We start from the raw sequence: 20,384 nt of genomic DNA on the forward strand, positions 1-20,384 counted from the left end.
GATGACGGATATACCTGTTCTCGTGGTCGGCGGCGCCGGCTATATCGGTTCCCACACCTGCCTCAAGCTCTCGCAATCGGGCTTCCTGCCCGTGGTCTACGACAACCTGTCCAACGGTCACGACGAGTTCGTCCGATGGGGTCCCCTGGTCGTCGGCGACATCCGCGACCGGGCGCGGCTCGACGAGGTGCTCCAGCACTATGCGCCCGTCGCCATCATCCATTTCGCCGCGCTCATCGAAGTCGGCGAGAGCGTCAGGGACCCGGTGTCCTTCTACGAGAACAACGTGATCGGATCGCTGACGCTGCTTTCGGCGGCCCAGGCGGCCGGCATCGACGCGATCGTCTTTTCCTCGACCTGCGCCACCTACGGCCTGCCGGAACTGGTGCCGATGGACGAGAGCCACCCGCAGGCACCGATCAATCCCTATGGGCGGACGAAATGGGTCGTCGAACAAGCCCTGAAGGACTATGACAGCTACACGGAGCTGCGCTCCGTGACGCTGCGCTATTTCAATGCCGCCGGCGCCGATTTCGAAGGGCGCATCGGCGAATGGCATACGCCCGAGACCCATGCCATTCCGCTCGCGATCGAGGCCGCACTCGGCCGCCGGGCGAAATTCGAAGTGTTCGGATCGGACTACGACACCCGCGACGGAACCTGCGTCCGAGACTACGTCCATGTCATCGATCTGGCGGACGCCCATGTGCGCTCGGTCGAGTATCTGCTCGACGGCGGCACATCGCTTGCACTCAATCTCGGCACCGGCACCGGAACGACGGTGAACGAACTCCTCGAGACGATCAGCGCGGTCTCCGGCCAGAGTTTTCCGGTCAGCTTCAGCGCCCGGCGACCAGGGGATTCGCCCGTGCTGGTGGCGAACAACGAGATGGCGCAGGAAGTGCTCGGCTGGCAGCCGCAATTTTCCCTCGAGGAGATCGCCCGGTCCGCCTGGCGATGGCACACCTCCCAGAACATGTCGGGATGAGGCGGTTTCGAGGACCTGCTGGAGTTCATCTCCCAAGAGGATCAGTCAACCGGAACAGCCGTGACCGATGGCAGAATTGGCAGACCGCAGGAGGCGGGCGCTAGGTGCAAGCCATGCCGGTCACAGCACTTGTGCGAGGCCGCCTTCAGCGTTCACAGTGCGGCGTGCTTGTCGCGGAAGAGGCGCGGTTTTGTGTCGAAGCGGCCGCTCGAATGCTTCCGTGAGGCGCGCGGGCGGGAAGAGGCCGACCTGCGCCGCGACCGATTTCAACGACACCGCGCGAGAGAAGCATTCGCGCGGTGTCGAGCCGGGCGGTCTCGACGAAGTGCGCCGCCGTCTCTCCGGTCGCGGCAACGAATTTGCCGTGGAAGGTGCGCTCGCTGCGCTTGACGCGATCGCTGCGCGCTTCGGCACCGGCACCGCCGATGTGGTCGCCATGCAGCTCGAATATCCGCGGGAAACCGCGGGCCGTTGACGGAAATCGGGGCGACGCCAGATTTTTTTTCCGACGCCATGTCGATTCCTGCTGGCTCCGTTCGTCATGAACATAGCGTCCGAACCACAAGGAGAAAACCATGCCCAGCACAATCCGTCTGCACCGCGTCTTCGCCGCCAAACCCGACAAGCTCTATCGCGCCTTCCTCGAACCGGATGCGGTGGCCAGCTGGCTTCCGCCCCATGGGTTCACCTGCACCGTGCATGAACTGGATGCGAAAGTTGGTGGCCATCACAGGATGTCGTTCCGCAACTTCACGACCGGCCACGGCCACTCTTTCGGCGGGACCTATCTCGAGCTCATTCCGGGCGAGCGCCTCGTCTACACCGACCGGTTCGACGACCCGAACCTGCCGGGCGAGATGACGGTCACGGTGGACCTGAAGGCCGTGTCGGTCGGCACCGAGATGCACATCGAGCAGGAAGGCGTGCCGGATATCATCCCCGCGGAGGCCTGCTATCTCGGCTGGCAGGATTCCCTGCACAAGCTCAAGAGACTCGTCGAGCCGGAGATCAACCCGTAGGCCCGGCCCGCTCGCGGTTCTTCTGCAACAACGGATACGCGCAGGATAGCGACGGGCAATCCCGTGGGGACCGACCTAAACTCTCCTGGGTACAGAAAGGATCACCAATGACGATTGCAAGGAACACCATCTGCCTCTGGTTCGACAGGGACGCCGAGGTCGCGGCCGGCTTTTACGCCGAGACATTTCCCGACAGCTCGGTGGGCGCGGTCCTGCGCGCTCCCGCCGACTATCCATCCGGCAAAGCCGGCGACGTGCTGACGGTCGAATTCACCGTCGCCGGCATTCCCTGCATCGGCCTGAATGGCGGACCTCTGTTCAAGCACAATGAAGCCTTTTCCTTCCAGATCGCCACGGACAACCAGGAAGAGACGGATCGGTACTGGAACGCCATCGTCGGCAATGGCGGCGAGGAAAGCGTATGCGGCTGGTGCAAGGACAGATGGGGGATCTCCTGGCAGATCACGCCGCGCGTAATGACCGAGGCGATGGCTGCCGGAGGCCAAGAGGCAAAACGCGCATTCGAGGCGATGCTGGATATGAAGAAAATCGACGTGGCCGCCATCGAGACAGCTCGGCGAGGCTAACGGCTCTTGTCGAGCTGGATCGTCACCATGTGATCGTCAGCGTGGACGACGGTCCCATGCCGGCTCACGAGATAGTTGGCGCCCTGCCGCGAGCTTCGACCTGACTGAGCAGCAATGCGCACCCGTCGAGTTCCATTTGAAATCACCGCGAGAACTGTGTCGAGAACGCAAGTTATGGAGAACAGCGATGACTATAAATTACAGCCCTTGAACGGTCGCCTGATGGCGGCAAGGGTCTGACGCGCGACACGCGTTCGCCGGGCGCTGAAAGAAGGGGTCTCGCTCTGTTCATCGTCTTGCTTGCCATCGACCCTGCTTCTCACGAGTTGGCGGCTCCGGCGAACCCGGTGTGGTTCGGTCCATGACGACAATCGCTTACGCCAATGTCCCCAAATCGATTCCCAGCTGACGGAATGTGCCGGAAATGCTGACTTTCGGCGTGAAAAGGAGAGCTTGGCTGGGGCGCCAGGATTCGAACCTGGGAATGCCGGTACCAAAAACCGGTGCCTTACCGCTTGGCGACGCCCCAACAGAGCGGAAGAAGCCGCTCGCCGATGGCCGCCTGATTAGCAAAGGCCGGCCCGAGCGGCAATGACCTTGTGACGGATTTTTTCGCGTTGATCGGGCCGCAGATCATGCGATCCAGCAACGCAGGGAGGCGCCTCGCCGTTCTTTTCCCCGGAAACGGGGCTTGCGGGGAACGATCGCAGCTCTCGCGGGTTTTATGTTGCATCCACCCCAAGCGAAACCAAGCAAAGACAAGGAGATCCCCATGCCCTCCATCAACTCGGCACGCATCCTCATCCTCGCCACCGACGGCTATGAGCGCTCGGAACTCAGGTTCCCGCTCGACAAGCTGAAGGCCCATGGCGCCAAGGTCGAGATCGCTTCGCTCGCAAAGGCGCCGATCAAGAGCTGGGACGACAAGAACTGGGGCGACACCGTCGACGTCGATCTCGTCGTCGGCGACGTCTCGGTCGACAATTATGACGCGCTGGTCATCCCCGGCGGCCAGATCAATCCGGACCTGTTGCGCGCCGACGCGCGCGCCGTCGATCTGGTCAAGCGCTTCGTCCAGTCCGGCAAGCCGGTCGCCGCGATCTGCCACGGCCCGTGGCTTCTGGTCGAAGCCGGCGCGCTCCAGGGCCGCAAGGCGACGTCCTATGCCTCGATCAAGACCGACCTTATGAACGCCGGCGCCGCCTGGCGCGACGAGGCGGTGGTCAACGACCAGGGCATCATCACCTCGCGCAGCCCCAACGACCTCGATGCCTTCGTCAAGAAAATCGTCGAGGAGGTCGAGGAAGGCCGACACGAGCGCCGCGCGGCCTGATCGAACGACGACATTGCCCCGGCCCCTGAACCGGGCCGGGTTCTTCTTTGCCCCTGGCGTCTCGGCCGAGGCGCGCGTGGCGTGCCGGCTGAGGGTGCCGCGGCGGATGAACCCTCGGGCTCTAAGCCTTGGGCGAGGATCCTCGGGTCAAGCCAGAGGATGACGACGTCGTAAGGGTTGTCTGGAGATTTCTCGTCTTCCACATTGAATTGCAGAGTGCCTGGGCCAGCGGCCTTGCGTCCTTTGAAACTCCGTCATCCTCGGGCTTGACCCGAGTATCCACGCCCCAGCCCGCAGACCGCCAACATCAATGCGCGGTCGCGGCCGCCGCAAATCGCCTTCGCCCTTTACGCCGACCCTTTTGCGGTGCGATACCTCTGGCCGAGTGTCGCACGCCAACAGGAGCCACCATGCCCGGATATTCCGCCCGCCCGCCCGCCATTCCCACCGTCCTGGTCGACGATCAGGTGGTGCGCATCACGCGCTGGGATTTCGAGCCGGGGGCCGCGACCGGGCATCACGTACACGGCATGGGCTATGTCGTCGTCACCATGACGGAATGCGACTTCCTCGTCGAGGATGCGACCGGCGAACATCGGCTGACGCGGCCGGCGGGCGAGGCCTATCGCCGCGACGCGGGCGTCGAGCACAATGTCGTCAACGGCGGCAAGAAGCCGATGTCCTTCATCGAGATCGAGTACAAATGAGCGAACCCCGCGACGCGCCGGAGAGCCCGGATTTCGACCTGGTCTTCCAGCCCGCCCATGGCGAGGCCGTGTCGGTGGCCGAGCATGTCCAGCGCATCACGGTCAACAATCCCGGCCCCTTCACCTTTCACGGCACCAACAGCTACATCGTCGGCGGTGCCTCCGTCTGCGTGATCGATCCGGGGCCGGAGGACGAAGCCCATTTCGCGGCACTGATGACAGCGCTCGCCGGTCGTGAGGTGACGCATATCGCCGTCAGCCACACCCACAAGGACCACTCGCCGCTCGCCCGCCGGCTGAAGGCCGAAACGGGTGCCTTGATCGTCGCCGAAGGCCCCTATCGCCCGGCCCGGCCGCTGCACGAGGGCGAGGCCAATCCCTTCGCCGAAAGCTCGGATCTCGACTTCGTGCCCGACATCGCGCTGGCCGACGGCGACGTGGTGGAAGGCGACGGCTGGCGGCTCACCACCATCCTGACCCCGGGACACACGGCCAACCATGCCGCCTTCGCGCTCGACGAAGACGGCATCGTCTTTTCCGCAGACCATGTCATGGCCTGGGCGACCTCGATCGTCGCGCCGCCGGATGGCGCCATGGGCGACTACATGGCCTCGCTGGAGCGGTTGCTCGCCCGCGACGACCGGATCTATTTTCCCGGCCATGGCGGACCGGTGAAGGAGCCGGCGGCCTTCCTGCGCGGGCTTCGGACCCACCGCCGCATGCGCGAGCGGGCCGTGCTGGAGCGCATCCGCGCCGGCGACCGGCTGATCCCCGACATGGTCAGGGTGATCTATGCCAGCACCGACCCGCGCCTGCATGGCGCAGCCGCGCTCTCCGTGCTCGCACATCTGGAAGACCTGGTCGAGAAGGGCCAGGTGACGACCGACGGCCCGGCCCGGCTGGCCGGCGTCTACCGGCCAGCCTGAACGGTCAGTCCCCGGCAATCCCCAAAAGCTCGGCGTCGAGCGCATGCATGTAGTGCTCGGCGATCTCCGCGCCGATGCCGAGATCATGCGGGCCGTAGCGGCTGGCGACGCGCAGGTCGACCAGCGTCGTCTCGACCTCCTCGCGCAGCCGGATGACGACGTCGAAGGGGAGCCCGAGCGCGAAGGTGCGGGTAACCGCCTGGAGGCGCACCGTGCCGACCGGTTCGGGCGGCAGCGACGGTGCCGCAAGCTGGGGCTCGGGGCGCGGCGACGGCACGGGCACGCTGAGCGGTTCCGCATTGGGGTCGACGGCACCGGCCGGCGCGGCGGGCGCCAGCGGCTGGAACTCCGGCACGGCAAATTCCTGACCGCGCTCGGCGATGATGGTGAGCCCGTTAGCGTCGGCGACCTTGCGGACCGCCTCGTAGACGCGGTCGAGCGCGCCTTCGTAGCGCCGCCCGGTCAGTCCGGGATAGGCGCTGTATTGCGCCTCGCGGGTGACCGGCGTGACGGGCGGGCGCTCCATCCATTGCTGTCTGGCGGCCGGCGCGCGCAGCCATTGCGGCGGATCGACGGGGTCGCTCAAGACATCGTAGATCGGCGGACGGTCGAGATAGCGCACGGCGGCCCAGCCGGTGAGCCCGAGCGGCAGCGTGGCATAGAACAATGCCCAGGCCGCGGCCACGCCGCCGAGCGCGCCGACCTGCCAGAGCCGGGCAAGGCCGATCAGGGCGAGCGGCACGGCAAGCGCCGCCGGAACGGTGGAGATCGCCGCCAGCGCGACGAAGTCGGGCGTGGTCAGCGGGCCGAAGCGGTGGGCGAGGATGACGATCGCCAGCATGCCGGCGGCGAAGAACCCGAGCCGCCGGGCGAGGAAGGCCGAGCGCGAAACGGGTCTGTCGTAGCGGATGGTCATCGGGGGCGGCACCGGGTCAGGCGGAGGGACAAGCGAAGCAGTCCTTTCCTGTTTATCGTCTGGCCGCAGGGGCGACAAGCGGGCGGGGAGATTGTCGCGGCCATACGGGCGCAAGCCGTCCGTATCGGACACCCCCTGCCCTCCTGCATCACCGAAGCGCGGGCGGCTTGCCCCTCAAGTGGGGGAAATCGTCAGGTGCATTCCTCGCCTGGATGTCCGGCACCGAGAGCGTGCCGTCCGCAATCGAGCAACGCCGCACCGCACGACCTCTCCGTGGCCGGAGCGCGTTCAAGGTTTGGGCGACGTGGTCTCAGCCGGGGCCGGTTCGGCTGCCGCCGGCGGCTCGGGGGAAGCGGGATCTGCCACCGGCGCCCGCGGCTCTGCGTCCTCCAGATCCAGCACCTCGCCGTTCAGCGTCGGGGCTGAGCCGTCGTCGGGGATCTGCAGCTCGATCGCGCCGCCGTCCGGCTGCGAAGGGTCGGACAGCGCCGGCGCCTTCAGCGGCATGGGCACATAGAGCGACACCAGCACGATGACGCCGATGACGACCAGCCAGCTGCCGACGATGCGCGAGGGGATCACGAGCCACGGGCCGCGGAAATGGCGCAGCATGAGGGCGGGGGCCAGCACCAGCCAGAGCGCGCTCATGACCGTGCCGAAGGCGAAGTCGAGCAGGCCCACGCCGATGTCGTCGAGGCCGACGAACAGCGAGAAGGCAAAGGCAACGACGGCCGCGGCGAGCATGACGGCCCATTGCCGGTAGCGCCCCGTCAGCCAGAGCGAGGCGCCGGTCAGCATGACGGCCGTCGGCGCGATCAGGTAGAGCACCTCGCCCAGCGGCGACGAGAGGATGACGCGAAAGATCGGATCGAAGAAGGTCAGCATGACGACCAGCACGCCGAGGAAGGCGCCGACGACGGCGGCGAAGTCGCGGCGGGTCTCGGCCATGGCGGCGCCGAGCGCCAGGCCCAGCATGGCCAGAGCCAGATCATAGACCGACAGCGTGAACAGCGCACCGAGTTCGAGGAAGCCGTAGTCGTGCGGAATGCCCTGCGACAGAAGCAGGCCGATGACGCCGGCATTGAGCAGCCAGAGCGAGCGGCGAAACGACGGGTTTGCGAAGATCTGGGCGAAATCGGGACGGTTGCCGGCGGGAAGCGGGGTTGCTGCCGACCCGGCGGCCCGGGCGGAGGCCGCGGCGGCACTGGCAGCGGATTTTCCGCCGGCGCTTACGGTGGCGGTGGCTTTGGCGGTGGCCTTGGTCTTGGCTTCGGCCTGCCCTTTCGCCGCGGACGACGCCGCCTCGGGGCGCGGACGCTGGCCGTTCGCCGTGCTGCCGTCGGCCCTTACCCTTGCCTTCGGACGGGATCTCTGGCTCTGGCGGCGCTTGCTCATCGGTCGTCCGGTCTTTCTGCTGTCTCGATTGAAAGGCTAGGCCTCGCCTATTCCACAAACGGCTTGCTTTGTCATCCGCCGTGACGAGAATCGTCCTCAGGCAACCACCGGCGGGAATGGCCGACATGATGCGGATTCTGATGCTGAACGCAGTGACGCGGCGCGAGCGCAAGGACGCCACCAGCTTCGTCTTCGACACCGTCAACGACCTCGGCGGCTGGATCGACGACGTGCAGATGTATTCCAACCTGATGAACACGATCCGCCTGACGCTGTCCGCCGGCACCTACCCTGCCCTGGTCGCCGCACTGCGCGAGGGCGGCATCGCGGTCGACGAGCCCGGGACAGACCTTGCCGGCAACGATCCGGCGGCCGAGCGCATGGCGACGCTGCAGATCACCTTCATCCACGACGAGCCGGACATGCGGCGTGACGTGCCGGCTGTGCCGGGTTAGCGATGGGCAGACTGCCTCAGGGATCGACCTTCGCGGCACTGCCGATCGCCGCCTGCGCGGCCGACAGCCTCGCGATCGGCACGCGGAAGGGCGAGCAGGAGACGTAGTCGAGGCCAGCGCTTTCGCAGAAGTGGATCGAGGCCGGGTCGCCGCCATGTTCGCCGCAGATACCGAGTTTCATGTCGGGCCGGGTCTTGCGGCCACGCTCGGCGGCGATGCGGATCAGCTCGCCCACCCCGTCGAAATCGAGCGAGATGAAGGGATCGTGCTCGATGATGCCCTTGCGCTGGTAGGTCGGAATGAAGGCCGACGCATCGTCGCGCGAAATGCCGAAGGTGGTCTGCGTCAGGTCGTTGGTGCCGAAGGAAAAGAACTCGGCGGCCTCGGCAATGACATGGGCGCGCAGGGCCGCGCGTGGCAGCTCGATCATCGTGCCGACGAGGTAGGAGATATCCAGTCCCGCCTCGGTCATGACGTCCTTCGCCACCTTGTCGATCAGCGCCTTGACGTAGTCGAGCTCGGCTTTCAGGCCGACCAGCGGCACCATGATTTCCGGAACGACCGCAGCGCCCGTCTCGCGGGCGGCGGCGACGGCCGCCTCGAAGATGGCGCGGGCCTGCATCTCGGCGATCTCGGGATAGGAGATGGCGAGACGGCAGCCGCGATGGCCGAGCATGGGGTTGAACTCGTGCAGGGCGTCGACCCGCTGGCTGAGCAGTTGTGCATCCATGCCCATGGCGGCAGCCACTTCGGCGATCTCCTCCTCCGTCTTCGGCAGGAATTCGTGCAGCGGCGGATCGAGCAGGCGGATGGTCACCGGCAGGCCGTGCATGATGGAAAAGAGTTCGGTGAAGTCGGAACGCTGCATCGGCAGGAGCTTGCCGAGGGCCAGGCGGCGGCCGGTCTCGTCCTCGGCGAGGATCATCTCGCGCATCACCTGGATGCGCTCGCCCTCGAAGAACATGTGCTCGGTGCGGCAAAGGCCGATGCCCTCGGCGCCGAAGGAACGCGCGGCGCGCGCATCGACCGGCGTGTCGGCATTGGTGCGCACGGTCATGCGGCGCGCCTTGTCGGCCCACACCATCAACTGGGCGAAATCGCCGGAAAGCTCGGGCTGGAGCATCGGCACCTCGCCCTTCAGCACCTGGCCGGTCGAGCCGTCGATGGTGATGACGTCGCCCTTCTTCAGCGTGACGCCCGTGCCGATCAGCAGTTCGTTCCTGAGATCGACACGCATGGTGCCGGCTCCGGAAACACAAGGGATACCCATGCCGCGCGCGACGACGGCGGCATGGCTGGTCATGCCGCCGCGGGTGGTCAGGATGCCCTGGGCCGCATGCATGCCGTGAATGTCTTCCGGGCTGGTTTCGACGCGCACGAGGATGACCTTGCGGCCCTCTTCGTCCGCGATCACCGCCTCTTCGGCGGTGAAGACGACGGCACCGGTCGCCGCCCCGGGCGATGCCGGCAGGCCGGAGCCGATCACGTGGCGCTGGACTTTGGGGTCGATGGTCGGATGCAGCAGCTGGTCGAGCGAGGACGGCTCGATGCGCAGCACGGCCTCCTCTTCGGTGATCAGACCCTCGGCGACCATGTCGACGGCGATCTTCATCGCCGCCTTGGTGGTGCGCTTGCCGGAGCGGGCCTGCAGCATCCACAGCTTGCCGCGCTCGATGGTGAATTCGAGGTCCTGCATGTCGCGATAATGCGCTTCCAGCCGGTCACAGATGCGGCCGAATTCGGCGAAGGCCTCGGGCATGACCTTTTCCAGCGACGGCTTGTCGGAGCCACTCTCGATGCGGGCGGCCTCGGTGATCGACTGCGGCGTGCGGATGCCGGCGACGACGTCCTCGCCTTGCGCATTGACGAGGAACTCGCCGTAGAGCGATTTTTCGCCGGTGGACGGATTGCGGGTGAAGGCGACGCCAGTCGCCGACGACGAGCCGAGATTGCCGAAGACCATGGCCTGGACCGTGACAGCCGTGCCCCATTCGGCGGGAATGGCATGCAGCATGCGGTAGGTGACGGCGCGCGGGTTCATCCAGCTGGCGAAGACGGCGCCGATCGCCCCCCAAAGCTGGACATGCGGGTCCTGCGGGAAAGGCTCGCCGAGTGATTCCTCGATCATGTCCTTATAGAGTCCGGTGACATGCTGCCACTCGACGGCCGAGAGATCGGTGTCGAGCTCGTGGCCGAAGCGGGCCTTTTCATCCTCCAGGATCTCCTCGAAGACTTCGTGGTCGATGCCCATGACGACGTCGCCATACATCTGGATGAAGCGGCGATAGCTGTCCCAGGCGAAGCGGGCATCGCCGGAATTGTGGCCGAGCGCCTCGACGGTGCGGTCGTTGAGGCCGAGATTGAGGACGGTGTCCATCATGCCCGGCATCGAGGTGCGGGCGCCGGAGCGGACGGACAGCAGCAGCGGCAGGGAGGTATCGCCGAAACCGCGGCCGGTCGCCGCCTCCATGCCCTTGATGCCTTCCAGCACCTGAGTCTTCAGGTCGTCGGGCAGGCTGCGACCGTTCTCGTAGTAAAAGGCGCAGGCATCGGTGACGATGGTGAGGCCGGGAGGAACCGGCAGGCCAAGACTCGCCATCTCGGCCAGGTTGGCGCCCTTGCCGCCCAGATGGTTCCGATCGGCAGCACTACCCTCGGCGGCTCCGTTGCCGAAGGTGTAAACCCATTTCCTCATGCCTCATCTCCACCCGAACAGGCTTTTCCCGACGGTTTACAGCATATGTGACGGAATGAAAACGCCGGTGGCACATGATTATGTTGCATTGCATCATAATTGCGGCAGACAGTTAAGGCGGAAGAGCCACGGGCGCCGCCGGCGGACGCTTACTCCGCAGCCAGAACCCCCATCTCGGCCGGCGTCGGATCGCCGAGCACGACAGTCCCCAGTTTCAGGTCGGCGACGCGCATCACCGCCCGCTTGCCGTCTTCGGAATAGAGCAAGCGGATCGCGCTTTCGGCACAGTTGCCCGGCTGACAGGCGGCAAAGAGCTGCATCGCCCTGCCCCCGACCTCCACCCGGCTGGATGCCAGCGCCACATACCGGTCGCGGCTCACCATGTTACGCACCCAGGCCGGCAGGCCAGGCTTGCCTCGGATCAGGTCGACCAAGGCGGTGCGATGCGGCTCGGAGGCGGCGATGACGACGGGGAGGAAATTGCCGGACAGGGACGGTTGGTCGGCGGTCGCCGCCGACCGGCCGGAGAGCACGAGGCTCAAACCCAGCAGCAGAGCCGAAGCGACTGTCTTGCGTTCTCTTCCTCTCATGATTCTCGATCCTCCCGCCCCGACTCGGGCGTCACGGCGCGCCCGCATCCTTCCGCGATGCGCGGCCGATGGGAAGAGCGGAATTGCGGACCGGCGCGCGCCGCATCGGATGCAGCCTTACCGACCGCACCGAAGCGCGACCCGACTTCAGATGATCGAACTGTCGACGATGACCATGGGCCGGCTCATCGAGCAGTGCTCGACGCGCGCATCGACCCGGTAGATGTCGCGCAGCATGTCGCGGGTGATCACCTCTTCCGACGGGCCGCTGGCGACCAGCTTGCCCTCGGCGATCACCAGCGTGCGTTCGCAGTAGCGCAGGGCGTGGTTGAGATCGTGCAGCGCGATCACCACCGCCATGCCGGTGCGTCTGGCGAGCGCCGACATATAGGTCAGCACCTCGATCTGGCGGTAGAGGTCGAGCGCCGAGGTCGGCTCGTCCATCAGCAGGATTTCCGGCTTGCGGATCAGCGCCTGGGCGATCGCCACCAACTGGCGCTGGCCGCCCGACAGTTCGCCGAGATTGCGGAAGGCCCAGGGGGTGATCTTCAGCGAGGCGAGCACCCGGTCGATGTCGGCCAGCTCGTGGTCCTCGACCTGCCAGCCGGAGCCCTGCTTGGCCGCCATCAGCACCGATTCGTAGACCGAGAGAACGGCATTGCAGGCGGTGTCCTGCGGCATGTAGGAAATGCCTGAATCGCCCTTCATGCCGTCCACGACGACGACGGTGCCCGCCCCCTTGGCAAGCCCGGCGATGCGTTTCAGGAAGCTCGACTTGCCGGCGGCGTTCGGACCGATGACCGCGGTGAGGCCGCCCGGAGAGGGAATTTCGGCGGTGATGCCGGAGACGATCTCGGTGCGTCCGTAGCGGACGGAGAGATCCTGCATTGCCAGGCCTACCATGCGCGCCTCCGCTGGGTGAAAATCAGGACGAAGAAGAACGGCACGCCGACCAGCGCGGTGATCACCCCGATCGGCAGGATGGCGCCCGGGATGATCGACTTGCTGACCACCGAGGTGGCCGAGAGCAGCAGCGCGCCGCAGACCACCGAGGCCGGCAGGAAGAAGCGTTGGTCCTCCCCCACCAGCATGCGGGCGATATGCGGCCCGACCAGACCGACGAAGCCGATCGTGCCGACGAAGGAGACCGGAATGGCGGCGAGCAGCGCGACCACCATCAGCGTGGTGAGCCGAAGCCTTCGGACGTTGACGCCGAGGCTTGCGGCCTTCTCGTCGCCCATCCGGAGCGCGGTCAGCTGCCAAGCATTGCGGGCAAAGAGCGGGACTGCGATGACGAGCATGACGCCGGTGACCGCGACCTTGACCCAGGTCGCTTTGGTGAGGCTGCCCATGGTCCAGAAGACGACGGCAGCCAGCGCCTGTTCGGAGGCGAGATATTCGAGCAGCGACAGCGCCGCATTGAAGGTGAAGACCAGGGCGATGCCGAGCAGCACGATGGTCTCGACGGTCACGCCGCGTAGCGTCGAGGCGAAATGAATGAAGAGGGCCGCGAGCATGGCCATGATGAAGGCGTTGATCGGCACCATGAGGTGCACGGCGATCGGCACGAGCGAGACGCCGGCGACGAGGCCGAGGGCGGCGCCGAAGCTCGCGGCGGCAGAAATGCCGAGCGTAAACGGGCTCGCGAGCGGATTGGCGAGGATGGTCTGCATCTGCGCGCCGGCGAGCGACAGCGAGGCGCCGACGGTGACCGCCATCAGCGCGATCGGCATGCGGATGTCCCAGATCACCACCTGGCGCTGGATGTCGACGCTGTCCTTGTAAAAGAGCGCCTTCAGCACTTCCGCGATGGTGTAGTTGGCCGGCCCGAGCGCCATGTCGGCGGCGACCGACAGGAACAGCAGACAGCACAGGAAAGCGATCAGCAGGATGCGCCTGAAGGTCAGGGCGCGGTAAAGACCGCGCCCCTCCTTGATCGTGACGGTTTCGACAGCCGCGGCCATATCAGTTGCCGGCGTTCAGCGAGACCCAGTAACCGGGCCGGTAGTCGACGGGCAGGAAGCGCTCATGCAGGGTGCGGAAGGTCTGGTCCGGATCGAGATCCTTGAACAGGTCCGGATGCAGCCACTTGGCGATCTGCTGCACGGCGACGAACTGATAGGGATTGTTGTAGAACTGGTGCCAGATGGCATGGACATTGCCGTCCTTGACCGCCTTGATGCCGGTGAAGGCCGGGCGCTCCATCAGCTTGGCAAGCTTTTCGGCGCTCTTTGCGGCATCCGCACCCGGGCCGACGCCGACCCATGCACCGCCGGGGACATAGAGTTCCCAGTTGGCGCCGGTGATGATGACCTGATCCGGGTTGGAGGCGATGATCTGCTCGGGATTGACCGTGCCGAAGGTGCCGGGGATGAAGTCCGAGGCCATGTTGGTGCCGCCGGCGAGCGCGACCATCTGGCCGAAGTTCTCGTTGCCGAAGGACATGCAGCAATCATCGGAATAACCGCCGGCGCGTTCCATGAAGACGCTCGGGCGCTTGAGATCGGCGACCTTGGCGAGCACGTCGGTGACCCTGGCGATCTCGGCGGCGCGGAAGGCGATGAACTCCTCGGCGCGGGCCTGCTTGCCGAACAGTTCGCCCATCAGGCGCATTGACGGCTCGGTGTGGAGCATCGGCTTTTCACGGAAATCGACATAGACCAGCGGAATGCCGACCTTGCCGAGCCTTTCGATATAGCCGGCCTCCTCGGTCGCGGTCTTGGCGTCGATGTTCATGATGATGACGTCGGGCTTCAGCGCCACCGCCTGCTCAATGTCGAAGGTTCCGTCCTTCATGCCGCCGAAGGTCGGCAGCTTTTCCATTTCCGGGAATTTTTCCAGATAGGCGTTGTAGCCGTCGAGGTCGGCCTTCTTGAAGTCGTCGCGCCAGCCGACGACACGCTTGAAGGGCTCTTCCGTATCGAGCGCGGCGACGAAATACATCTGCCGGCCTTCACCGAGGATCACGTGCTCGACCGGCACGGCGACTTCGACCTCGCGGCCGGTAATATCGGTCAGCTTGACCTTGTCCTGGGCCATCGCAGCCCCTGAAAAAAGCACAGCAAGACCCAGGGCGGCTGACGCCACCTGATTGAAGATATTCATTTTTCTCTCCAGCGATAATTTATCGCTGGAATAGATTTCATGATCTTTACAGTCAAGAATTATCTTTTATAACGCTTCCAAACTCGAGACGTGTCGGAGCAGAGAGAATGAACCTGGCGAGCAATTACAGCCTGAAGGACGAGATCAAGGCCTACTGGTCGGAACGGGCGGCGACCTTCGACGAGCAGCCGGGTCACGAGATCTTTTCCGAGGGCGAACGCGCCGCATGGCAGGCTCTGTTCCTCAAACATCTGGGTCGCGGTGAAGGACGGCGCGCCGTCGACCTCGCGTGCGGCACGGCGGTCGTCTCCCACCTGCTCGACGATATCGGCTTTCGGGTCACCGGCATCGACTGGGCGGAACCCATGCTGGAGCGCGCGAGGCGCAAGGCCGCGGCCCGCAAGCGGCCGATCGAATTCCTGCTCGGCGATGCGGAAGTGACGATGGAGCCGGACAATTCCGCCGACGTGGTGACCAATCGCCACCTGGTGTGGACGCTGGTCGATCCGGCCGCGGCCTTTCGCGAATGGCACCGCATCCTCAAGCCCGGCGGCAAGCTGCTGATCATCGACGGCGACTTCGTCAATCCCGGTCCGCTGTCGCGCCTGTTCTCCAGGCTCTCCGGCCTTGTCCAGAAAATCGGCCTGATGGCGCCGGACAAGCGGCACGGTCCCGGCGCGCTTGGCGAAACCCATCGCAGCATCCTGTCGCGCGTCTACTTCTCCAACGGCGCGCGGGCGGACGAGGTCGTGCACCTGTTGAGCGAAGCCGGTTTCACCGACATCCGGGTCGATTTCGACCTGAAGGCCATCCATCGCCAGCAGCGTAAGAATTTCTCGCTGCTGAAGGGGCTGGAGCGGGCAACGCAGCACCGCTACGCGATCTCGGCGGTCAAGAAGGGGTGAGGGGACCGGGGCAGACCGAACTCAGGGCCGGCGGCGCCCTGTACTCGTCTAACAAGCCCAAAATCGCATATGTTCGAATTCTACTATTTATTCATATTTCATAGTTCCGGCTCATACTGACCCTCGCAGTATCTAGAACGATGGGAACTGATAGCAGGTGTCTACAAAGCAGGTTTCGGAAAAACTGGCCTCACTCCACGAGGAATCGGCGGCCCTGATTGCCGTCTTCGATCCGGATGACCGCCTGCGTTACGCCAATGCCGCTTTCCGCAAAGCCTACTTTGTCGAACCCGACGAGACACCGCTGTGGCCGGACCTGATGCGCCGAAACTGGGAGGCGGGCCGCGGTGCGATCATCGCCCATCCCGACATGGATGCCTGGCTCGCCTCGACCATCTCACGCAGGGGCAAGGTGCCGCGCCGCGCCTTTGAGAGCGATCTCCTGGACGGACGCTGGCTGTGGATCGTCGAGACCGTGCAGCCGGATGGCTGGATGCTTTATGTCGCAACCGACATAACCGAATTGAGGACAGAAGAGCGCGAACTGCGGCAATTGCGCGACTTCGCCACGCGCGCCGCGCAGACCGATGAACTCACCGACATTTCCAATCGTCGCCATATGTGGGTTCTGCTGGAAGATCTCCTCAGCGGCACGCATCCATCCGGCACGCGGCAGGGCTGCCTGTGCCTGTTCGACCTAGACCTCTTCAAGCAGATCAACGATCGCTTCGGCCACCAGGCCGGCGACATGGTGCTAGTCGACTTCGCCCGCACGGTTCAGAGCAACATTCGGCTGCAGGACGGCTTCGGCCGCATCGGCGGCGAGGAATTCATGCTGCTCATGCCCGGCACGTCGATCTTCCATGCGAAGAAGATCGTCGATCGGATCTTTGCCGCGATCCACGAGCGCCGGCCGCTGCAGAACGCCAAGGATTTCACCTATACGTTCTCCGCAGGCCTTTCCGAGATCAGAGCCGACGACACGCCCCAGACCGTCTACTCGCGCGCCGACCAGGCGCTCTACCAGGCCAAGCACGAAGGCCGCGACCGCCTGATGCTGGCGGCGTGAAACCCTGTTTCATCGAAAACGTGGAAGACGGATACCCCGACCTAGACCGCGTCGCGCTCACGCAGCGCCTCCGCCGTCTCCAGGTCGACCGACACCAGCTGGGAGACGCCCTGCTCGGCCATGGTGACGCCGAACAGGCGGTTCATGCGGGCCATGGTGATTGGATTGTGGGTGATGATGACGAAGCGCGTCTCGGTCGAGGCGGCCATTTCGTCCATCAGGTTGCAATAGCGCTCGACATTGTGGTCGTCGAGCGGCGCGTCCACTTCGTCCAGCACGCAGATCGGCGCCGGGTTGGTGAGGAAGACCGCAAAGATCAGCGCCATGGCCGTCAAGGCCTGCTCGCCGCCCGACAAAAGCGTCATGGTCTGCGGCTTCTTGCCGGGCGGACGGGCGAGGATTTCGAGGCCGGCTTCGAGCGGGTCGTCGCTTTCGATCAGCTGAAGCTCGGCCGTGCCGCCGTTGAACAGGTGGGTGAACAGGCGCTGGAACTGGGCGTTGACCACGTCAAAGGCGGCCAGCAGGCGCTCGCGGCCCTCGCGGTTGAGGCTCTGGATCGCGCCGCGCAGCTTCTTGATCGCGTCGATGATGTCGTCGCGCTCCTTGATGAGCGCGGCCAGCCGCTCCGACAGCTCCTTCTGTTCCTCGTCGGCCCTAAGGTTGACCGCACCGAGGCGCTCGCGCTCGATGCGCAGGCGGTCGAGATCGCGTTCGACCTCGCGCAGATCCGGGATCTCCGACGGATCCTTGAGCCCCGTCAGCCGGAACGCTTCGTGCGGCGGAACGGCCAGCGCTTCGTGGATGCGGGTTTCGGCTTCCTTGCGCCAGTCGCGGGCGGAGACCAGGCGTTCTTCGGCGCGGCCGCGTTTCTCGCGGCTTTCGGCGAGTTCGGCCAGTGCTGCGGCGGCCTTCTGGTCGGCGTCACGCTGGCGCGTCTCGGCCTCGACCAGCCGGTCGGCGGCGGCGCGGCGTGCGGCTTCGGCCTTTTCCAGCTCGTTCATCAGGGCGCGGCGCTTTTCCTCGACCTCGTCGGGCGCCATTTCAAGCCCGATCATCTCATCTTCCGCCTCGGCCACGCGGTCGCGCAGCGTGGCGATATGCTCCTCGGCGTTTCTCGCCCGCGCCTGCCAGGTCGAGCGCTCCTGGCGGATGGCGAGGATACGGCGCCGACGGCTCTCGTCCTCGCGGGCGAGCCCCTCAAAACGGGCGCGCGCCTCGGCAAGCCGGCCGCGGTCGGTCGCGACCTCGGCCTCGGCCTCGCGCAGCCTGACGTCGAGGGCGGAGAGGTCCGGCGTTTCCTCGATCTCGATGCGGGCGTTTTCCTCCTGTTCCAGCGCTTCCTCGATCTGCGCCTTCAGGCCGTTCACCGCCTCCTCGATGACGACACGCCGGCGGATGAGATCGCCCGAGGCGCGTTCCGCCTGGGTCAGCGCCTCGCGCGCTTCGGCGAGATGGCGGATCGACAGGCGCTGCCTGTCGCGCGCCTCGGCCAGCCGGGACTCCTCGCTGCGGATCGCGTCGAGCGCCTCGGCGAGACGCTCCTCGGCCTCGTTCAGCGCATATTGCGCCTCTTCGACCTCCGTCTCGATCTCGGTCAGGCGGTTCTTCTGGGCCAGGCGAAGGGCGGCCGCACTCGGGGCTTCGGAGCCCGCCACATGGCCGTCCCAGCGATAGACGGCGCCTTCGCGGGTGACGAGGCGCTGGCCGGGGCGAAGCTGCGGCATCAGGCGAAGCGCCGTCGCCTCGTCGACGATGCCGATCTGGCGCAGGCGACGCGTCAGAGCCGGCGGCGCGCGCACATGATCGACCAGCGAGGCAATGCCCGCCGGCAGGGCCGGATCGCCGGCACCGTCGCCGTTCAGCATCCAGTGGGCGGGCGCCGCCGCATCGAGCGGGCTGTCGAGATCGTCGCCGAGGGCGGCACCGAGCGCCGTCTCGTAGCCGCGGGTGACGGTCAGTTCTTCCGCCACGGGGGTGAAATCGCCCGAAACGGCCGAGGCCAGCATGCGGGAGATCGTGCGCGCCTCGGTTTCCAGCGCATTGAGTTTCGAACGGGCGGCTTCGAGCGGCGCGCGCGTCAGGCTCTCGGCGCGGCGGGCTTCGGCCAGGCGGTCCTCGATCTCGGCGGTTGCGGCTTCGCTGTCGGCCAGCGCCTGTTCGGCGGCCTCGACCATTTCGCGCTTTTCGTCCGGATCGGGAAGGGATGCGATGCGGGCGGCGATCTGCTCCAGCTCGCCATTGGCCTCCGCCACCTGGCGCTCCAGGCGCTGGCGGCGGTCGGCCAGATCGCGGACCAGGCGTTCCAGCTGGTTGCGGCCGGCCGCGGCCTCGGCGCGCTCGGCGGTCAGCGCGGCAAAGCGCTTCTCGCTGTCGGAAAGGGTCGCCGCGGCCGCCTCGAAGGCGATACGGGCTTCTTCGCCGGTGCGGCCGGAATCGGCGAGGATGTCCTCGAGTTCCACCTCTTCCGCCGTCAGCCGCTCCAGCACTTCCGCATTCTCGGCGACCAGAGTTTCCTCGCGGCGGATGTCCTCGCCCAATTGCGCAAGCCGGCGGGTGAGTTCGTCGCGGCGGCGCAGCAGTCGGCCGGCCTCCTCGTCGAGCTGGGTGCGGGCGATCTGCAGGCGCTGAAGCGCCGCGGCGCAGCGGGCCTCCTCCTCGCGCAGTTCCGGCATCTTGAGGCTGGCGATGCCTTGCGCCTTGGCCGCCTCCATCTGCGCCTGCGCCTTCTCGGCGACGATCGAGGTCGCCTGGTTCAGCGCGCTTTCCGCCTCGCCCTCGGCCTGCTTGGCCTGGCTCCAGCGGATGTGCAACAGCATGGCCTCATGCGCCCGGATATCGGCGGAGAGCATCTTGAAGCGGTTGGCCTGGCGGGCCTGGCGCTTGAGGCTCTCGATCTGCGTCTCGAGCTGGGCGGTGATGTCCTCCAGCCGCTCGAGATTGGTCTCGGCGGCGCGCAATCTCAGCTCCGCCTCATGGCGGCGCGAATGCAGGCCGGAAATGCCGGCCGCCTCTTCGAGCAACTGGCGGCGCGCCTGGGGCTTGGCCTGGATCAACTCGCCGATGCGGCCCTGGCCGACCATGGACGGCGAACGGGCGCCGGTCGAGGCATCGGCGAACAGGAGCTGCACGTCCTTGGCGCGCGCTTCCTTGCCGTTGATGCGATAGACCGAGCCCTCGCCGCGCTCGATGCGGCGCGTCACCTGGATCTCGTCGGCATCGTTGAAGGCGGCGGGCGCGGTGCGGTCGGAATTGTCGAGATAGAGGCCGACTTCGGCGGTGTTGCGGGCGGGCCGGTTGCCGGAGCCGGAGAAGATCACGTCGTCCATGCCGGACGCGCGCATGTTCTTGTAGGAGTTTTCGCCCATCACCCACCGCAGCGCCTCGACAAGGTTCGACTTGCCGCAGCCGTTCGGCCCGACGACGCCGGTCAGGCCCCGTTCGATGATGAATTCGGTCGGTTCGACAAAGGACTTGAAGCCGAGCAGGCGCAGGCGGTTGAACTTCATGCCGCCCCCGCCCAGTTGCGAGACGGGCCGCGGAAGCCGAGCAAGTCTGCCCCCCTTTGCCCTGCCGGGCATCTCCCCCTCAAGGGGGGAGATCGGCGTGTGGCCGGCGCCTTGATGCCGACTCCTGCGGCTGCGAACGAGGCCAAGCGACACGGTATGGGCGTGAACTCGGAGGAGCCCCGCAGAAA

At 66.0% G+C, this 20,384-nt stretch carries 18 protein-coding genes and 1 tRNA gene; 10 read left to right on the forward strand and 9 right to left on the reverse strand.

The window, feature by feature from the left end; genetic code table 11:
- Nucleotide 1: 1 nt before the first annotated feature.
- From galE to AC07Y0_RS13715, 4 genes are all read left to right on the forward strand, one after another.
- A complete protein-coding gene (gene galE, locus AC07Y0_RS13700; RefSeq protein WP_498678121.1) occupies nucleotides 2–988 on the forward strand; it encodes a UDP-glucose 4-epimerase GalE in 987 nt (328 codons plus the stop codon).
- 220 nt (nucleotides 989–1,208) lie between these two features.
- Entirely contained in the window at nucleotides 1,209–1,463 is a 255-nt protein-coding gene (locus AC07Y0_RS13705; protein ID WP_498678123.1) for a hypothetical protein, read from the forward strand.
- A 100-nt stretch (nucleotides 1,464–1,563) separates the two neighbouring features.
- Nucleotides 1,564–2,007, forward strand: coding sequence for an SRPBCC family protein (locus tag AC07Y0_RS13710; RefSeq protein ID WP_498678125.1), 444 nt, complete (start codon nucleotides 1,564–1,566; stop codon nucleotides 2,005–2,007).
- A gap of 113 nt (nucleotides 2,008–2,120) precedes the next feature.
- Complete coding sequence (locus tag AC07Y0_RS13715; RefSeq protein WP_498680236.1) at nucleotides 2,121–2,594, forward strand: VOC family protein; 474 nt, start codon at nucleotides 2,121–2,123, stop codon at nucleotides 2,592–2,594.
- 454 nt (nucleotides 2,595–3,048) lie between these two features.
- On the opposite strand, the gene AC07Y0_RS13720 is transcribed toward AC07Y0_RS13715, so the two are convergent.
- Nucleotides 3,049–3,123 (reverse strand) — tRNA-Gln (locus tag AC07Y0_RS13720).
- A 243-nt stretch (nucleotides 3,124–3,366) separates the two neighbouring features.
- Here AC07Y0_RS13720 and AC07Y0_RS13725 point away from each other — a divergent pair.
- From AC07Y0_RS13725 to AC07Y0_RS13735, 3 genes are all read left to right on the forward strand, one after another.
- Nucleotides 3,367–3,927 (forward strand): type 1 glutamine amidotransferase domain-containing protein, encoded by a 561-nt coding sequence (locus tag AC07Y0_RS13725; protein ID WP_498678127.1) that lies wholly within the window; start codon nucleotides 3,367–3,369, stop codon nucleotides 3,925–3,927.
- Between the two features lie 410 nt (nucleotides 3,928–4,337).
- The gene (locus AC07Y0_RS13730; protein WP_498678129.1) at nucleotides 4,338–4,634 is read left to right on the forward strand and encodes a cupin domain-containing protein; all 297 of its coding nucleotides are present in this window, start codon (nucleotides 4,338–4,340) and stop codon (nucleotides 4,632–4,634) included.
- Complete coding sequence (locus tag AC07Y0_RS13735) at nucleotides 4,631–5,560, forward strand: MBL fold metallo-hydrolase (RefSeq protein ID WP_498678131.1); 930 nt, start codon at nucleotides 4,631–4,633, stop codon at nucleotides 5,558–5,560. The genes AC07Y0_RS13730 and AC07Y0_RS13735 overlap by 4 nt, the downstream gene beginning before the upstream one ends.
- 4 nt (nucleotides 5,561–5,564) lie before the next feature.
- Here the strand turns inward: AC07Y0_RS13735 and AC07Y0_RS13740 are convergent, their stop codons facing one another.
- Both AC07Y0_RS13740 and AC07Y0_RS13745 read right to left on the reverse strand, forming a co-directional pair.
- Nucleotides 5,565–6,476, reverse strand: a complete 912-nt coding sequence (locus AC07Y0_RS13740) for a DUF1499 domain-containing protein (protein ID WP_498678132.1) — start codon at nucleotides 6,474–6,476, stop codon at nucleotides 5,565–5,567.
- A 288-nt stretch (nucleotides 6,477–6,764) separates the two neighbouring features.
- Complete coding sequence (locus AC07Y0_RS13745; protein WP_498678134.1) at nucleotides 6,765–7,871, reverse strand: hypothetical protein; 1,107 nt, start codon at nucleotides 7,869–7,871, stop codon at nucleotides 6,765–6,767.
- A gap of 125 nt (nucleotides 7,872–7,996) precedes the next feature.
- On the opposite strand from AC07Y0_RS13745, the gene AC07Y0_RS13750 reads away from it, so the two are divergent.
- Nucleotides 7,997–8,326 carry a hypothetical protein gene (locus AC07Y0_RS13750; RefSeq protein ID WP_498678136.1) on the forward strand — a complete coding sequence of 110 codons (330 nt, stop codon included), beginning with the start codon at nucleotides 7,997–7,999 and terminating at the stop codon, nucleotides 8,324–8,326.
- A gap of 16 nt (nucleotides 8,327–8,342) precedes the next feature.
- Here the strand turns inward: AC07Y0_RS13750 and ppdK are convergent, their stop codons facing one another.
- From ppdK to AC07Y0_RS13775, 5 genes are all read right to left on the reverse strand, one after another.
- On the reverse strand, nucleotides 8,343–11,021 hold the full coding sequence (gene ppdK / locus AC07Y0_RS13755; RefSeq protein WP_498678139.1) for a pyruvate, phosphate dikinase: 2,679 nt from the start codon (nucleotides 11,019–11,021) through the stop codon (nucleotides 8,343–8,345).
- Nucleotides 11,022–11,170: 149 nt separating this feature from the next.
- Nucleotides 11,171–11,611, reverse strand: coding sequence for an Ivy family c-type lysozyme inhibitor (locus AC07Y0_RS13760; RefSeq protein WP_498678141.1), 441 nt, complete (start codon nucleotides 11,609–11,611; stop codon nucleotides 11,171–11,173).
- A 147-nt stretch (nucleotides 11,612–11,758) separates the two neighbouring features.
- On the reverse strand, nucleotides 11,759–12,514 hold the full coding sequence (locus AC07Y0_RS13765; RefSeq protein WP_498678143.1) for an ABC transporter ATP-binding protein: 756 nt from the start codon (nucleotides 12,512–12,514) through the stop codon (nucleotides 11,759–11,761).
- Nucleotides 12,508–13,575, reverse strand: coding sequence for a FecCD family ABC transporter permease (locus tag AC07Y0_RS13770; RefSeq protein ID WP_498678144.1), 1,068 nt, complete (start codon nucleotides 13,573–13,575; stop codon nucleotides 12,508–12,510). Before AC07Y0_RS13770 ends, AC07Y0_RS13765 begins: the two co-directional genes overlap by 7 nt.
- A 1-nt stretch (nucleotide 13,576) precedes the next feature.
- Nucleotides 13,577–14,716 carry an ABC transporter substrate-binding protein gene (locus AC07Y0_RS13775; protein ID WP_498678146.1) on the reverse strand — a complete coding sequence of 380 codons (1,140 nt, stop codon included), beginning with the start codon at nucleotides 14,714–14,716 and terminating at the stop codon, nucleotides 13,577–13,579.
- Between the two features lie 107 nt (nucleotides 14,717–14,823).
- On the opposite strand from AC07Y0_RS13775, the gene AC07Y0_RS13780 reads away from it, so the two are divergent.
- The gene (locus AC07Y0_RS13780; RefSeq protein ID WP_498678148.1) at nucleotides 14,824–15,621 is read left to right on the forward strand and encodes a class I SAM-dependent methyltransferase; all 798 of its coding nucleotides are present in this window, start codon (nucleotides 14,824–14,826) and stop codon (nucleotides 15,619–15,621) included.
- 157 nt (nucleotides 15,622–15,778) lie between these two features.
- On the forward strand, nucleotides 15,779–16,690 hold the full coding sequence (locus AC07Y0_RS13785) for a GGDEF domain-containing protein (protein ID WP_498678149.1): 912 nt from the start codon (nucleotides 15,779–15,781) through the stop codon (nucleotides 16,688–16,690).
- A gap of 41 nt (nucleotides 16,691–16,731) precedes the next feature.
- On the opposite strand, the gene AC07Y0_RS13790 is transcribed toward AC07Y0_RS13785, so the two are convergent.
- Nucleotides 16,732–20,196 (reverse strand): chromosome segregation SMC family protein, encoded by a 3,465-nt coding sequence (locus AC07Y0_RS13790; RefSeq protein ID WP_498678150.1) that lies wholly within the window; start codon nucleotides 20,194–20,196, stop codon nucleotides 16,732–16,734.
- Nucleotides 20,197–20,384: the final 188 nt, after the last annotated feature.

This window comes from Allorhizobium sp. GW101-3B10, from assembly GCF_059424725.1.